We start from the raw sequence: 13931 nt of genomic DNA, 5'->3' as shown, positions 1-13931 counted from the left end.
AGGGGGATTGCAACATTGATTGGCGTTGTGCTGGGACGGGTGCGATCCGGATCAGTTACGCAGTCGGGGGGATGCCTGGACGGTCGGCTCGTACGATCGACTCTACGGTCTCACCGCATCTGAATAAGCTTGAATGACCATTCTTCAGCGGGCTGCGACGATCGCGGCCATGACTTTCTCTCTCGCCGGCCTGCTCGGCAACAGCGCACCCGGCCATGCGACCGGTATCGATCGTACCACGGTCAGCCTGACCGCTCTCGCAAATCTAAACGCCCTCTCCCCGCAGAATGTTCCGCAGGTCGCTCCCGCCGCAACGCCCGTTGCCGCCGTCGAGAAGACCGCGATCGAGAAGACTGCCGCCGAGCAGCTCGCTCCTGCAGAGGAAGAAGAATTCGACACGCTCGCCCAGGCCGTTGCCGCGCAGGATAGCGCCGCCGCCGACGACGCGCTCCAGTGCCTTGCCGGTGCTATCTATTTCGAGTCCAAGGGCGAGCCGCTGACCGGCCAGCTCGCGGTTGCCGAAGTCATCATCAATCGCGCCAAGTCGGGTCGTTTCCCCGCCGACGTCTGCGCCGTCGTCAAGCAGCGTGGCCAGTTCAGCTTCGTCCGCGGTGGCCAGATCCCGACCATCACCAAGGGTGCCTCGTATCGCACCGCGGTTGCCGTCGCCAAGGTCGCTCTTGCGAGTGCCTGGAACAGCCCGGCCGACAAGGCGCTTTACTTCAACACCCCCGATCGCCGCCCTTCGGTTCGCGCGATCAAGGTCGCCTCGATCGGCAACCACGTCTTCTATCGCTGATCTTTTGTCGTCCCCGCGCAGGCGGGGATCCATATACGCCACTGGTGCGATCTTGCCGTGAGGCTAGCCAATATGGGTTCCCGCCTTCGCGGGAATGACGAGACCAGAAGACTACCACAATCCGTGAATGAGCTTGCCTCGTTCGTGGATTGTTCTATTTCCGGGGCATGCTCGATATGCCGCCGGACTCCTGCATCGACAAACCCGGATCCCCCCAGGATTCGTCCCTTTGCGCCGCCGACGTGGCGCGCGGGGTCATCCGCATGTTGCTGCGCCACGATCTCACCGCGATGACCGAAGTGCCGCTCGACGGCGGCCGCCGGGCCGACCTGATGGCGGTCGATGCGCGCGGTCAGATCGTCATCGTCGAGATCAAGGTATCGCGCGCCGACCTGCTCGGCGACGGGAAGTGGCCGGATTATCTAGGGCATTGCGACCGGTATTTCTGGGCGGTGCCCGCGGGGTTCGACGTCGGGCCGTTGCACGGGCCTGCGTTCCTGCCCGAGCGGACAGGGATCATCGTCGCGGATCGCTACGACGCGGCGATCGTGCGGGAGGCGCATACCACCCCCCTGCCCGCGCATGCCCGCAAACGCTGCACGCTGGCGTTCGCCAGGCGAGCCGCGCGCCGGTTGATCGCGCAGATGGACCCGGATGCGGACGGGTTGGCGTTTTAGGATCTAGGGCCTCCCCTCCCCTCCCTGGAAGGGAGGGGTCGGGGGTGGGTCGGTTTCTGTACCGTGCAACGGTTGCGTCACGAGCCGGCCGACCCACCCCCAGCCCTCCCTTCCAGGGAGGGGAGCGCGTCGTGATTTTGGCGACCTCGGCGACTTTACCGCCGCCGCTCAAACTCAGAATTTCGGCCCCGATACCGCTTTCCGTACCTTCTTCGGCGCATCCGCCAGCAGCTTCGACACGACCGGGTTACGCCCATCCTGCTTGGCGTAGTCGCGTGCCGACATGCCGGCGATGATATCCGCCTGATCGGGATCGGCGTTCTCGTTCAGCAGCACGCGGATCATCCCCACGTCGCGGCGCTGCACCGCGCGGATCAACGGCGTCTCGCCGGCCGAGTTGCCGAGGTTCGGGTTCGCCCCCGCTGCGGTCAGGATCGGGATCATGCCCGTCTGCCCCAGCGTCACCGCGAGCAGCAGCGGCGTGTTGCCCTTGCCGTCGCGCAGATTGGCGTCGGCGCCCTTTTGCAGCAGGAAGCGCAGATAGACCTCGTCGCCGCGCTTGATGACGATGTGGAGCGCCCCCTCCCCGTTCGTCACGTCGCGCGTGTTGATGATGTTGCTGCCCGGGCGGCCGAGCATCTCGAGCACCTCGTTGTTCTTGGCATCGCGCACCGCGGACAGGAACTTGTACCCCTCCGACTGGCCCTGCGCGAAGGCGGGCGCCGCCATGCCGAGCGCGGGCGTCAGAAGGGCAGTGGCGAGCATCAGGCGAATACGCATCGAGAGACTTCCTTGGTTCGTCCTGGATATTGGCGACGCTTGCGCCGCAGTAGCGAACAGATCAAGGCTGGCGGCATCATGACCCTTCGTTTCATCCTTTGTGCGCTCGCCCTGCCCGCCCTGGCGTTGGCGGCCTGCAACTCGTCCCAGCCCGCCGCCAAACCGCCGCTCGAAGGCGCCCGGATCGGCGGTCCCTTCGCGTTGACTGACCAGAACAGACAGGCCGTCACCGAGCGCAACTTCGCGGGCAAATACCGGATCATGTATTTCGGCTACACCTTCTGTCCCGATGTGTGTCCGACGGATGTCCAGGCGATCGGCGCCGCGGTGAAAAAGCTCGAGGCGAGCGACCCCGCGATCGCCGCGAAGATCGTGCCGGTGTTCGTGACCGTCGATCCGGCGCGCGATACGCCCGCGGTACTCAAGCAGTTCGTCTCCGCCTTCCACCCGCGCATGGTCGGCCTGACCGGCAGTCCGCAAGCGATCGACCGGATCAAGACCGAATATGCGGTGTATTCGAGCAAGGGCGAGCCCTCCCCCGGGGGCGGCTACCTCGTAAACCACAGCCGGCAGGCCTATCTGATGGACCCGGACGGCAAGCCGATCGCTTTGCTGCCGCAGGAACAAGGGCCCGACGCGGTGGCGACAGAGATCAAGCGCTGGGTATCGTGAGCACGCGCTTCTGGGAAGATACGCCGATCGAGCAACTCGATCGCGGCCAATGGGAAGCCTTGTGCGACGGCTGTGGCAAATGCTGCATCCACAAGCTCGAGGACGAGGAGACCGGCGAACTCGTCGCCACCAACGTATCGTGCCGCCTGCTCGACCGGCGCAGCGGGCAATGCTCCGATTACCGCCACCGCCACGCGTACGTGCCCGAATGCGTGCGGCTGACGACCGGCAACGTCCACGGGATCGACTGGCTGCCCTCGACCTGCGCCTACCGCCTGCGCGCGGCCGGCGAGCAGCTGCCCGAGTGGCATTACCTCGTCTGTGGCGACCGCGAGGCCGTCCACCGCGCCAAGCAATCGGTGCGCGGCTGGACGGTCAGCGAGGACGAGGCGGGCGAGCTGGAATATCACGTGATCGACCGCGAACTGTAAGCCGGTGATAGAAGGCCTGGAGATCGTCCGTCACCCTCGCGCCCGTCGTGCGCGGTTGTCGATCGATCCTGCGAGCGGCCGCGCGCGGCTCGTCCTCCCCAAGCGGGCGGCGCTGAAGCAGGCGCTGGTCTGGGCCGAGGACAAGGCCGGCTGGATCGCCGAACAGCGCGCATTGCTCCCCCAGCCCCGTCCCTTCGTGCCCGGCGCGGTCCTTACCGTCGCCGACGAACCGCTGACGATCGAGTGGACGCCGGGCAGCCGTCGCACCGTCGTTCGCGAAGGTTCGGTCCTGTCGCTGTCGGGGCCGCCCGAAACGATCGCGCGTCGCGTCGAGGCGTGGTTGAAACGCACCGCGCTCGCCGTGCTCGAAACCGAAACCGCGGAATATGCCGCCAAGGCGAAGGTCAGCGTCGCGCAGGTCGCGGTCGGGGACGCCAAGGGCCGCTGGGGCAGTTGCGCGTCGAGCGGCGTGATCCGCTACAGCTGGCGGCTGATCCTCGCGCCGAGCTGGGTCCGTCGCGCCACCGTCGCGCATGAAGTCGCGCACCGCGTTCACATGAACCACGCACCGGTCTTCCACGCGCTGGTCGAGCAACTCTACGGCGAGGACCCTACGCCCGCGCGCACCTGGTTACGCACGCATGGCGCCGAACTTCACTGGTTCGGGCGGTCGTCCTGATACCGACGATCCTGATTGCGGTCGTCCTGGTAGCGGCCATCCTGATATCTATCGCGCGGCACGTCGCGGGTTAGCGGCTGGCGTCCTGCCGGTTGCTCCTGACGCGGCTGGTTGCGGCCGGTGACACGGTCGATCCAGTCCTGATTCATCTGCTGCGGTGGCGCCGGTGGCGCGGCCGGCGTCTCGGGCTGATCCGCATCGGGCCGTGGGATCGTATCGCCGGTCTGCGCGTCGGTCGGTACCGGCGGCTGCTCCGGATCGATCGGATTGCCGTCGGCGTCGACCGCCATCTGGCCATTGTCGGGCTGGCCGAAATAGCTCTCCTCGTCGGGTTCGAGCTGCCACTCGGGCAGGGTCACCTTCGTATCGAACTGCTCGATCGGACGGTTGGCGGTCGCGGGCTTCATGAACGCCGCCCAGGCACGCGCCGGTGCCTGGCCGCCATGCAGCCCGGCGATCGGCTTGGCGTCGTCACGCCCCATCCACACGCCGGTCGTGATGCCGCTGGAGAAGCCCAGGAACCAGCCATCCTTCGACGAGCTGGTCGTTCCCGTCTTGCCGGCGACCGGGCGGCCGATCTGCGCCGCGCGGCCGGTGCCGGTGTTGACCGCGGTCTGCAACAGATCGGTCATCTCGGCGGCGACATAGGGTGCGACGAGCACGTGGCTGCGGTCGACCTCATGCGTGTAGATCGTCTGGCCGTTCGCGGTGACGCGCGTGATCCCATACGGCGTTACCGCGACGCCCTTGCTGGCGACCGACGCGAAGGCGCGCGTCATGTCGATCACGCGGACCTCGGACGTGCCGAGCACCATCGACGGATGCACGTTGACCGGCGTCGTGATGCCGAACCGGCGCGCCATGTCGGCGACCGTGTTGAAGCCGACTTCCTGGCCCAGCTTGGCGGCAATGGTGTTGAGCGAATAGGCGAAGGCGGTGCGCAGCGAGACCGCGCCGGAGTTGCGCCGGGAATCGTTGCGCGGGCTCCAGCCCTGGATCGTGACGGGTTCGTCGACGACCGAATCCTCGGGCTTGTGGCCTGCCTCCAGCGCGGCGAGGTAGACGAACAGCTTGAACGCCGAGCCCGGCTGGCGGACCGCCTGCGTCGCGCGGTTGTAGATCGACGAGACGTAATCCTTGCCGCCGACCATCGCGCGCACTTCGCCGCCACGGTCGAGCGCGACCAGGGCGCCCTGCGCGCCGGCCGGGGCATTGGCGCGGATCGCCGCATCGGCTTGCCGCTGCATGTTGAGATCGAGCGTCGTCCAGACTTCCAGGGGCTCGGTGGTCTCGTCGATCAGCGTGTCGAGCTGCGGCAGCGCCCAGTCGGTGAAATAGCGGACGCTGTTCTGCTTGGGCTCGGGTGCCAGTTTCAGGCCGGATACGTCCGCATCGGCAGCCTCGGACGCAGTGATCGCGCCGGTTTCCTGCATCGTCTCCAGCACCACGCCGGCGCGGCCCATCGCGGCCTCGGCATCGGCGGTCGGCGAGTAATTGGACGGTGCCTTGACCAGGCCGGCGATGACCGCGGCCTCGGCGAGGCTCAGGTGATCCGCGCCGTGGCCGAAGAACTTCCGGCTCGCCGCGTCGATCCCGTACGCGCCGCCGCCGTAATAGACCTTGTTCAGATAGAGTTCGAGGATCTGGTCCTTGCTGAACTTCCATTCGAGCGCGAACGCGAGGATAGCCTCGCGGAATTTTCGGCCGAACTTCTTCTGGTTGTTGAGGAAGACGGTACGCGCCAGCTGCTGCGTGATCGTCGAGCCGCCCTGGGTCCAGTGACCGCGGTCATACCGCACCTTTACCGAGCGTGCGACGCCGACCGGATCGACGCCGATATGCGAACGGAAGCGGCGATCCTCGACCGACACGGTCGCGTCGCGCATGACCTTGGGGATTTGTCCGTAGGGCAGCCATTCGCCGAAGCTCGGGCCCATCGACACGATCACGGTGCCGTCGGCGGCATGGACGCGGATCATCTGGCCGTTGGGCGAGGATTTCAGGCTGTCGAAGCTGGGGAGCTGCGACATCGCGACGTACACCGCGATCGCCAGCGCTCCGAGCGCGAGGATGCCGATCCCGACGCAGAGCTGCAGGAACACGACCAGCCGTCGCCGCCAGCGTGACGCCGGGGGAGTTGGGGACCGACGGGACGGGGAAGCAGAACGCGTACGAGCCATGTGGCCGCAGAATTACGCGCGATGTCCCCGCCCTACAAGCAGCATCAAGCCGCAGCGTTCGCTTTGCGCGGTCGGAATTCGAGCGACAGCGAGTTCATGCAGTAGCGCTGGCCGGTCGGCGGCGGGCCGTCCGGGAAGACATGGCCCATATGGCTGTCGCAGCGCGCGCACCGCGTCTCGATACGGGTCATGCCGTGGCTGCGATCGGCGTGATCGGTGACGGCGTCGGGACCGATCGGCCGGGTGAAGCTGGGCCAGCCCGACCCGGAATCATATTTGTCGGCGCTGTCGAACAGTTCGTTGCTGCACGCCGCACAGCGATAGATGCCGTCGGCCTTGTTGTCGTTGAGCGCACCCGCGAATGCACGCTCGGTCCCCGCCTCGCGCAGCACATGATATTGCTCGGGGGTGAGTCGCTTGCGCCACTCGGCTTCGGAAAGATTGAGTTGATCCATGGGTTTGAATCTCGTGCTGGCGGGACGGATTTCAATATGGCGTAGGGACGGGCTCTAGGTCTGCCCTATTCTCGTCGCGTTGGCGATCACCTGGATCAGGGCGGGGCGCATCAGCGGGAGCAACCAGGCTGACCGCGTACTTTCGGCAACCTGGCGGACGATGCTGGCGATGCCGATCGGGCGGGCGAGGCGGCGGGCGAAATCCTCCTGCCACCGCGCTGCCGAAGCGGGACCGCCGCGGACATAGGCGTCGGCGGCTGCGACTCCGCTGGCCAGCGCGATGCCCATGCCTTCGCCGGCGAGCGAGGGGATGACGCCGGCCTGGTCGCCGAGCCGGAATGTCGCGTCGACGCCTGCGCGCTGCCGCCAGCCATAGGGCACGTTGGCGATCGCATCGATCGGTGCGCGTCCGTCGATCAGGGCGACCCATTCGCCGAGCGCTGGCATCTCGCGACCCAGTGCCTCGAGAAACTGCGCCGGGGATCCGGCGGCCTGAAGCCTCGATCGATGCACGGCCATGCACAGGTTCGCGGTACCGTCCTCCTGCATCGCGAGGCCCGCATAGCCGCGGTCGAACAGGTGCAGCTCGATTCCCCCGTCGAGCGCCGAGCGGAGCGCCGGGGAGGGGGCGATACGGACGCGTAACCCCAGCGTCGGGTCGGCGCCGCGCGCGTTTTCCGGCCGTGCCATCCCGCGAACGTCATGCTTGCCGCTGGCGAGGAACAGCGCGTCGGGAGCGAACGTCGCGCCGTCCGCGGTGCGGACCGTCATGCCGTCGATCTCGCGCACGGTGACACCGCGCTCGACCGGCGTGCCGAGCCGAGCGGCTTCCGCCAGCATGACCGTGTCCAGCCGGTGGCGCGTGACCGACACCGCGGGACGGGGGAGGGCGGCATCCGCGCGTCGCGTGCCGGCGTAGATGCGGGCGCGCGTCACGCGCTCTGGGTTGAGCGTGTCGGGATCGATGCCGAGGTCGGCGAGCGTCTCGAGTGTCCGCCAGCTGAGGAACCCGCCGCAGATCGCATCGCCGGTTTCGCGCGATCGTTCGACGAGCAGATGCGGCAGACCGGCGCGCGCGAGGCCGATCGCGGTCGCGGCCCCAGCGAGCCCGCCGCCGACGATCAGCGCAGGCGTTCGACGCATAACCGGAACGGGAAGACGCGGCGGACCTTCGCCTGGGTGATGCCAGCCTCGGCGAGCAAGGGCGGCCATTCGTTGGGGCGATAGCTGCGCGCGATCGACAGCGTGCCGTCGTGTCGGACGATCGGGTGCCAGCGCGCCAGGGTCGCGAGCACGGGGAAGCCCCAATGAGCGAACCCGTGACGATGGAGGTCGTTGACGAACCACCCGGCGCTTGCGTGCGCCTCCATGAAACGCAGGAACGCCACGAGCTGGTCATGGGTCATGTGATGCGCGACGAGACTGCTGACGATCGCGTCCCAGGGCTCCTGGGCAAGATCGGCATAATCGCCGGTGACGTAACGGATGTCGCCGCCATGCGCCCGCGCCGCCTGTTCGCTGCGCGGGTTGAGATCGACGCCGACCAGCTCCGCCTCGATGCCGTTTGCCTCGGCCCAGCGCGCGATCCGCCGCAGCATGTCGCCGTCGCCAAAGCCTACGTCGAGCAGCCGGAAGCGTGTCCGCCCGGCAGTCGCGCGCGCCAGAAAATCGAGCGTCGGGCGGCGCGCCATCGTCACCGTGTTGACGGTGGCGAGATCGCCGACCACGTCCGCATAGGTCGCCGCATCGAGGTCGTCGGCGTCCATCAGCTCCTCGGCCTCGCTGCGGATGGCTAGGCTCATGGCGCGCTTCGGAACCCGAAGCCCTCCGCCGCCAGCCCCGGCCCGAACGCGAGCGCGACGCCGTGCGCGATCGGCGGCCCGGCGAGCAGGCGCTCGAACACGAACATCAACGTCGCCGACGACATGTTGCCGTTGTCCGCCAGCACCTGCCGCGACGCTGCCAGCGCCGCCGGTTTCAGCTGCATCGCATGCTCGACCGCGTCGAGGATCGATCGGCCGCCGGCATGCACCGCCCAGCCGTCGATCGTCTCCGGCGGCTGGCCATCGCTAACGATCGCGCGAAACTCGGTATCCGCCAATGCCGTGGCGATCCGCGCGGGCACTTCGCCGGACAGGTGCATCGCAAAGCCCGCATCGGTGACGTCCCAGCGGATCAGCGCCTCGGTTTCGGGTAGCGCCGCCGCGAATGGCGTACCGAGTTCGAGCCCGGTCGCCTCGGCCGTGACCAGCGCGGCGGCGGCGCCGTCGCCGAACTGGAGCATCGCCAGCAACGGCTCGATCTCGTTGGCGGGCTGGAGATGCAGCGTCGAGAGCTCGACCGTGACGACCAGGACGCGCGCCTTGGGCTCGGATCGGACGATGTGGCGCGCGCTGCGCAGCGCGACGACCGCGGCGTAACACCCCATGAAGCCGATCAGCAGTCGCTCGACGCTGGACGACAGGCCGAGCCGTCGCGCGATGATCTGGTCGATACCCGGCGCGACGAACCCGGTGCAGCTCGCCACCACCAGATGCGTGATCCCCTCGACCGCGACCTTCGCGCGCAACGCGGTGATCGCGCGGATCGCCAAGTCGGGCGCGTGTTCGGCATAAAGCGTCATCCGCGCCGCGGTGCCGGGATGCGGCTCGGCGGCGTAGAAGCCGGCATCGTCGACCGGCGAGCCCCCGTCCGCGGTCGGCGGCAACACCGACCAGCGATGCGCGATGCCCGACCGCGACGCCATCCGATCGAATACTTTGGTCGATCGTGCATCGGTCCGTGCGCGCGCCCAGGCGATGAACGCGGTGTGGATGTCATGATCGGGAACGGCCGTCCCGACCGCATTCAGATACGCAACGGGCATATACGCGGTGGGCAAATATGCAGCGGGACCTACGGGCAGAGTAGCAGGCATGGAAGCGGGCACGACGTCCTTTCGTACGCGTGCGATGACACGCGACTCGATCACGTAACGCACGGTCAACGAATATAGACGTCGCGGCGATCAACAATCCGCATGCTGCCCCGAAATAAGGTCCGGCGACAGGATAAAATACAGGTTCATGGTCTGCCATCGGCATGACCTCCCCGGTGCTGTCGCTACGAGGCGCTATCTAGGATAGCCGTCAGCCCACGCTTTCGAGATGGTCGTGTCCGACCCCATATTTTTCCTCGACCAGCGCCATCGCGAAACCGACATAGGCGGCGATCGCATGATCCTCCGACATCTCCAGTGCAGCGCATGCCTCTTGCAGCAGCGCGTATATCCGTGTCGCGGCCATCATTAGGTCCTTTCGCAAGCTGACGCCTCCAGAGCGGAAATTTTGCACTGCATACGGCGACAGGTAAAAAGGTATACCATAGTATTGATGGTCTGGAAGCGGACATGTTGCGTCAAATTAAGACAAACTAAACCACAATGGTTTGCGCGTTTGCAGTCATCAAAACCGGAATGGTGTGGATTTTCCCGGTCGCGATGGTCCAATTGCTCCATTGTGACGAGTTATTACAAAAATAGACCATTTTTGCATGGAAACTGCCGCCAATCCTGTCATGTTCAGTGAAGTGTTTTCGCGTGGGGTCTGGTCTTGGGCGCACCCTAGAGCCGATCGGTATCGATGTGCGCCCCGTTCGGTGGCTCGGATCCAAGGATCGGATTTTTGCGTCGGAAACGGACAAAGGGAGTGTTTGGTGAAGAACGAGTCGGTAGTCGATTTGATCAAGGACCTGACCGCCAAGCTTTCGGCGGTTGCGGAGGAATTCAATGGACGCGTCGCCCACGCTGCCGATCCCGTGGTGGCTGGTGCCGAACCGAGCGAAGCCGAACTCGTAGCACAGGCCGAGGAGATACTCGCAGAACGGCGGATGCGGCGCCGCTTCCTCCCCGCGGAACTGTTTCACGAACCAGCCTGGGACATGCTGCTCGCGCTGTTCGCGTCACGCGACGAACGTCTGCCGATGAACATCAAAGCGCTGGTCAGCATGTCCGACGCGCCGGTCACGACGTCGCAGCGCTGGATCGAGCATCTGTACAAACTCAAGCTCATCGATCGCGTGATCGACCCGACCGATCGACGACGCGTAGAAATCTCGCTGAGTCATAGCGGCGATCAGGCCATGCGCAGCTATCTTCGTGCGCTTCGGCGACACTGACACGCGACATTCGGCATCGTAAGATACCAAGCATTTCGGTCCGATCGGCGACGATATAACCGATCTATTGCGGGCTAGTGCGTAATTGGCAGAAAAGCAGACCGATACGAGTTTGTAGCATTTGATTAAGACGAAATACCCGATCTGATCCTCAACGAAATTTGGGGGGCAAATTGCAATCGAATGTCGCCTTGGGATGGAGCATGCCGAGCGCTGGCGGCGTTCGCTACGATCCATGCGGACAACAGAGTCCCGCCGCTGGTGCCGCGCCAGTCGATCACAGCCCTCGCCATTTTGGCCGAGACGGCGGACCAGCCCACCGTCAATGCGGCTCTTCAGGTAACGGCTCGTGCGCTGGTCGGATCGGGCACCACCGGCACCGGATGTGTCGCAGTCTGCGACGGTGGCGGCGACGCGATCGTCGGCCCGATTGGTGCCATCGCCAGCGGTGTCGTTCCCTTTATCATTACGGCGAAAAGCTCGACCTGCTGGCCTATGCCCGCCAGCAGGATACCGCGTTCGGCGTGGGCCAGCAGAACCCGGCCGAAGCGCGGACGCGCAATTTCGGGCTCGACGCCCGTGTCCGGCTGACCGTTCGGCTGAGCCTGACGGCCGTGGCGTCGCACCAGCAGCCGTTCGAAGACGCGGGTACGCGGACCGCGGCCGACCGCGATTTTCAGGACGACCGCGACACGCGGCAGGGGCCGGACGTGGCGATGCGGCCGAAGGTCGACCGGACCAGCCTAGCCTGGTGCGGGGTAGCGCTACGCACGCGCGTCTCGGTGAGCAGCGATAACCACAGGGAGAGAGATATGCCGATGCCGAACGAGCCCATCCCCATGCCGCTGCCGCGCGACTTCACCGATCACGGTCCGTGCGTCGAGGATCTCGCGCGGGCATTCGCAGCGCAGGACCCGGCGGCCAGCGAGGCCCTGATCGAGACGCTGGCGACACAGGCGATCCGGCAATGGCGGCTGGACGACGCGACGTTCTGGCAGCGGGTGAAGTTTCAGGCGCGAATACTCCGGGCGAGGCAGGGGGCGGGGAGCTCGCAAGAGCATTGATCATGAAATCCTCCCCCGCCAGGGGGAGGTGGCTGCCACTTGCCAGACGGAGGGGGAGGACACGGAGCAGGGTTTTTCCTGCATCCCCCTCCGTCGCCTCCGGCGCCACCGGGAGGATTTCAGGTTGCCGCTTAGTTCTCGTCGCCGCCTATTTCTCGTCGGTGGTTAGCTTCACCTTGTTCGGCAGCTTCTTGCCCTTGGTGCGGCGCGAGGGCAGCTGGACCGGGTTCTTCTTCTTCCACTGCGCAAACGTCATCGGGCCCTCGGGCGTTTCGATGATCGTGTCGTCGATCGAACTCATGCAATTCCTCCACGCGGCCAACGCACAAGCGTGGCAAGAGTAGCCACCGAATGGGGGCCCTCGAAGGGGTGGTTCACTCTATCGGGAAAATGGTGCGGCCAAGAAGACTCGAACTTCCACGGGCTTTCGCCCACAACGACCTCAACGTTGCGCGTCTACCAGTTCCGCCATGGCCGCCCATGAAACATCACCGGGCGGACCCGGCATCTGGTAGGCGAGCGCCACTAGCAAGGGTTTGAACGCTACGCAACGGCCTTTGCGAAAAAGCGTTCGTCCGGTACCGGAAACGATGCCCCGCTTCCTTTTTTCGACCGATACCAGAGCCGAAACGCGGCGCGTTCTCGCGCTGGCGTGGCCGGTGATGCTGACCAGCCTCAACTGGACGATCCTGCACGTCACCGACGTGATCGTGGTCGGGCTGGTCGGCGCGCACGAGGTGGCGGCGCTGGGGGCGAGCCGATCGCTGACGTTCATCGCGATCGTCACCGGGCTCGCATGGCTGTCGGGCGTGCTGGTCCATACCGCGCGTGCCGACGGGGCGGGCGATCTGCCGCGGACCGGACAGGTGCTGCGCGAGGGGCTGGTACTCGGGCTGTTGCTTGGGCTCGTCGTCGGCGGCGTCATGTTCGTGTTCGCGGATCCTATGCTCGCCGGGATCGGCGTCGCGCCGGCACTGGTCGAGCCGGCGGGGCGGGTCGTGCGCGTCATGGCCTTCACCTATCCGCCGCAATTGATGATCGTCGCCGCCAGCTTTTTCCTGGAAGGCGTCAGCCGACCGCGGCGCGTCGCGGTGGTCAACCTGTCGATCCTGCCGCTCAACGCGGTGCTGGCCTGGGCGATGTCGGGCGGGCATCTCGGCTTGCCGGCGATGGGCGCGGTCGGGGCAGCGACCGCCACGGCGATCGCGTCGGGTCTCGGCGCGGTCGGGATGATCGCCGCCGCGCTGACTTTACCGTGGGCGAAGGAGCGCGGCGTTCGACGAATCGATGCGGCCGCATGGCGCGGGGTGCCGGGCGGAATCGCCGCTCTCGCGGTGTTCGGGATCGTCCCCGCGGTCGCGTCGGGGCTGGAGCTGGCCGGCTTCTCGATCCTGATCGCGCTGTCGACGCAGTTCGGCGACGACGTCGCGCATGCGTTCCAGATCGTGTTCTCGGTCCACAATGTCACGTTCGCGCTGGCGCTCGGGCTTGGTTCGGCCTGTGGCGTCCGCGTCGGCAATGCGGTGGGCGAAGGAGAGCCGAAGGCCGGTATCTCGCGCGCGCTGATCGCGACCGGGCTGTCGATGCTCGCGCTGGGTGTATGTGGAATCGTACTCATCGTCGCGCGCGGGCCGATCGTCGCGGCGTTTCCGTCGGATGCCGCCACTCACGTCATTGCGCTGGCGATGCTGCCGGTGTGGGCGCCGTTCATCCTGTTCGACGGCGCGCAGGTGGTGCTGGTCTACGCACTCCGCTCGCTCGGCGATCAGGTGGTCGCGGGGGTGAACAGCATCGTCGCGTATTTCGTCGTCACCGGCGGGGCGGGCTGGTGGATGGTGCATGCGGGGGTGGGGCCGATGGCGCTGGTCTACGCGTCGGGGCTCGGGATGCTGACGGCGGCGGTGCTGCACGGGGGGCGGTTCTGGATCGTGCGCCGGCGGTTGCGGCGCGCTTGATGTATCCTCCTCCGTAAGGGGGAGGTGGCACCGCAGGTGACGGAGGGGGAGGAACGCGCAACGCTTGTCGCCTTTCCTCCCCCT

Annotated in this window: 16 protein-coding genes and 1 tRNA gene; 8 read left to right on the top strand and 9 right to left on the bottom strand. The window is 66.4% G+C overall.

Annotation, left to right across the window (positions count from 1 at the left end; genetic code table 11):
* The first annotated feature begins 169 nt into the window (after positions 1 to 169).
* Both SPHN_RS13735 and SPHN_RS13730 read left to right on the top strand, forming a co-directional pair.
* Positions 170 to 799 carry a cell wall hydrolase gene (locus SPHN_RS13735; RefSeq protein ID WP_248524202.1) on the top strand — a complete coding sequence of 210 codons (630 nt, stop codon included), beginning with the start codon at positions 170 to 172 and terminating at the stop codon, positions 797 to 799.
* A 167-nt stretch (positions 800 to 966) separates the two neighbouring features.
* On the top strand, positions 967 to 1476 hold the full coding sequence (locus SPHN_RS13730) for an MmcB family DNA repair protein (RefSeq protein ID WP_248524199.1): 510 nt from the start codon (positions 967 to 969) through the stop codon (positions 1474 to 1476).
* Positions 1477 to 1650: 174 nt separating this feature from the next.
* On the opposite strand, the gene SPHN_RS13725 is transcribed toward SPHN_RS13730, so the two are convergent.
* Complete coding sequence (locus SPHN_RS13725; RefSeq protein ID WP_248524195.1) at positions 1651 to 2256, bottom strand: ankyrin repeat domain-containing protein; 606 nt, start codon at positions 2254 to 2256, stop codon at positions 1651 to 1653.
* Between the two features lie 78 nt (positions 2257 to 2334).
* Here SPHN_RS13725 and SPHN_RS13720 point away from each other — a divergent pair, with 78 nt between their 5' ends.
* From SPHN_RS13720 to SPHN_RS13710, 3 genes are read left to right on the top strand one after another with little or no spacing between them, the layout of a single operon-like run.
* Positions 2335 to 2928 carry an SCO family protein gene (locus tag SPHN_RS13720; protein ID WP_248524193.1) on the top strand — a complete coding sequence of 198 codons (594 nt, stop codon included), beginning with the start codon at positions 2335 to 2337 and terminating at the stop codon, positions 2926 to 2928.
* Complete coding sequence (locus SPHN_RS13715; RefSeq protein ID WP_432715098.1) at positions 2925 to 3359, top strand: YcgN family cysteine cluster protein; 435 nt, start codon at positions 2925 to 2927, stop codon at positions 3357 to 3359. Before SPHN_RS13720 ends, SPHN_RS13715 begins: the two co-directional genes overlap by 4 nt.
* Before the next feature lie 4 nt (positions 3360 to 3363).
* Positions 3364 to 4038, top strand: coding sequence for a M48 family metallopeptidase (locus SPHN_RS13710; protein WP_248524190.1), 675 nt, complete (start codon positions 3364 to 3366; stop codon positions 4036 to 4038).
* On the opposite strand, the gene SPHN_RS13705 is transcribed toward SPHN_RS13710, so the two are convergent.
* The 6 genes from SPHN_RS13705 to SPHN_RS13680 all read right to left on the bottom strand — a co-directional run bounded on the left by SPHN_RS13705 (position 4014) and on the right by SPHN_RS13680 (position 9957).
* Complete coding sequence (locus SPHN_RS13705) at positions 4014 to 6218, bottom strand: transglycosylase domain-containing protein (RefSeq protein ID WP_248524188.1); 2205 nt, start codon at positions 6216 to 6218, stop codon at positions 4014 to 4016. The two genes, SPHN_RS13710 and SPHN_RS13705, sit on opposite strands and share 25 nt — an antisense overlap.
* Before the next feature lie 44 nt (positions 6219 to 6262).
* Positions 6263 to 6673, bottom strand: coding sequence for a peptide-methionine (R)-S-oxide reductase MsrB (msrB, locus tag SPHN_RS13700; RefSeq protein WP_187502471.1), 411 nt, complete (start codon positions 6671 to 6673; stop codon positions 6263 to 6265).
* A gap of 54 nt (positions 6674 to 6727) precedes the next feature.
* Positions 6728 to 7816, bottom strand: coding sequence for an NAD(P)/FAD-dependent oxidoreductase (locus tag SPHN_RS13695; RefSeq protein WP_248524186.1), 1089 nt, complete (start codon positions 7814 to 7816; stop codon positions 6728 to 6730).
* Positions 7795 to 8475, bottom strand: coding sequence for a methyltransferase domain-containing protein (locus tag SPHN_RS13690; RefSeq protein WP_248524184.1), 681 nt, complete (start codon positions 8473 to 8475; stop codon positions 7795 to 7797). The genes SPHN_RS13695 and SPHN_RS13690 overlap by 22 nt, the downstream gene beginning before the upstream one ends.
* Positions 8472 to 9539, bottom strand: a complete 1068-nt coding sequence (locus SPHN_RS13685) for a type III polyketide synthase (RefSeq protein WP_248524182.1) — start codon at positions 9537 to 9539, stop codon at positions 8472 to 8474. The genes SPHN_RS13690 and SPHN_RS13685 overlap by 4 nt, the downstream gene beginning before the upstream one ends.
* Before the next feature lie 262 nt (positions 9540 to 9801).
* On the bottom strand, positions 9802 to 9957 hold the full coding sequence (locus SPHN_RS13680) for a hypothetical protein (protein WP_248524180.1): 156 nt from the start codon (positions 9955 to 9957) through the stop codon (positions 9802 to 9804).
* Between the two features lie 409 nt (positions 9958 to 10366).
* Between SPHN_RS13680 and SPHN_RS13675 the strand changes: the two genes are divergently transcribed.
* Together SPHN_RS13675 and SPHN_RS13670 are read left to right on the top strand one after the other, a co-directional pair.
* Positions 10367 to 10828, top strand: coding sequence for a MarR family winged helix-turn-helix transcriptional regulator (locus SPHN_RS13675; protein WP_248524178.1), 462 nt, complete (start codon positions 10367 to 10369; stop codon positions 10826 to 10828).
* 383 nt (positions 10829 to 11211) lie between these two features.
* Positions 11212 to 11892 carry a hypothetical protein gene (locus SPHN_RS13670; protein WP_248524176.1) on the top strand — a complete coding sequence of 227 codons (681 nt, stop codon included), beginning with the start codon at positions 11212 to 11214 and terminating at the stop codon, positions 11890 to 11892.
* Between the two features lie 148 nt (positions 11893 to 12040).
* Here SPHN_RS13670 and SPHN_RS13665 read toward each other — a convergent pair whose 3' ends face one another.
* Complete coding sequence (locus tag SPHN_RS13665) at positions 12041 to 12193, bottom strand: hypothetical protein (protein WP_175518116.1); 153 nt, start codon at positions 12191 to 12193, stop codon at positions 12041 to 12043.
* Between the two features lie 90 nt (positions 12194 to 12283).
* A tRNA-Leu gene (locus tag SPHN_RS13660) sits at positions 12284 to 12370 on the bottom strand.
* A 112-nt stretch (positions 12371 to 12482) separates the two neighbouring features.
* Here SPHN_RS13660 and SPHN_RS13655 point away from each other — a divergent pair.
* Positions 12483 to 13847: an MATE family efflux transporter gene (locus tag SPHN_RS13655; RefSeq protein WP_248524174.1), complete on the top strand. Its 1365-nt coding sequence runs from the start codon at positions 12483 to 12485 to the stop codon at positions 13845 to 13847.
* Positions 13848 to 13931 lie beyond the last annotated feature (84 nt).

The sequence above is a fragment of the Sphingomonas faeni genome, assembly GCF_023195535.1.
Taxonomy (GTDB): Bacteria; Pseudomonadota; Alphaproteobacteria; order Sphingomonadales; family Sphingomonadaceae; genus Sphingomonas; species Sphingomonas faeni_B.
This window is presented reverse-complemented; position numbering and strand designations above follow the sequence as displayed.

Excerpts from the sequence above, each read along its gene's own strand:
- SPHN_RS13735 (WP_248524202.1), top strand. The coding sequence starts at position 170 with ATGACTTTCTCTCTCGCCGGCCTGCTCGGCAACAGCGCACCCGGCCAT.
- SPHN_RS13665 (WP_175518116.1), bottom strand. The coding sequence starts at position 12,193 with ATGAGTTCGATCGACGACACGATCATCGAAACGCCCGAGGGCCCGATG.
- SPHN_RS13680 (WP_248524180.1), bottom strand. The coding sequence starts at position 9,957 with ATGGCCGCGACACGGATATACGCGCTGCTGCAAGAGGCATGCGCTGCA.
- SPHN_RS13705 (WP_248524188.1), bottom strand. The coding sequence starts at position 6,218 with ATGGCTCGTACGCGTTCTGCTTCCCCGTCCCGTCGGTCCCCAACTCCC.
- SPHN_RS13695 (WP_248524186.1), bottom strand. The coding sequence starts at position 7,816 with ATGCGTCGAACGCCTGCGCTGATCGTCGGCGGCGGGCTCGCTGGGGCC.
- SPHN_RS13690 (WP_248524184.1), bottom strand. The coding sequence starts at position 8,475 with ATGAGCCTAGCCATCCGCAGCGAGGCCGAGGAGCTGATGGACGCCGAC.
- SPHN_RS13655 (WP_248524174.1), top strand. The coding sequence starts at position 12,483 with ATGCCCCGCTTCCTTTTTTCGACCGATACCAGAGCCGAAACGCGGCGC.
- SPHN_RS13670 (WP_248524176.1), top strand. The coding sequence starts at position 11,212 with ATGTGTCGCAGTCTGCGACGGTGGCGGCGACGCGATCGTCGGCCCGAT.
- SPHN_RS13725 (WP_248524195.1), bottom strand. The coding sequence starts at position 2,256 with ATGCGTATTCGCCTGATGCTCGCCACTGCCCTTCTGACGCCCGCGCTC.
- SPHN_RS13685 (WP_248524182.1), bottom strand. The coding sequence starts at position 9,539 with ATGCCCGTTGCGTATCTGAATGCGGTCGGGACGGCCGTTCCCGATCAT.
- SPHN_RS13730 (WP_248524199.1), top strand. The coding sequence starts at position 967 with ATGCTCGATATGCCGCCGGACTCCTGCATCGACAAACCCGGATCCCCC.
- SPHN_RS13720 (WP_248524193.1), top strand. The coding sequence starts at position 2,335 with ATGACCCTTCGTTTCATCCTTTGTGCGCTCGCCCTGCCCGCCCTGGCG.
- msrB (WP_187502471.1), bottom strand. The coding sequence starts at position 6,673 with ATGGATCAACTCAATCTTTCCGAAGCCGAGTGGCGCAAGCGACTCACC.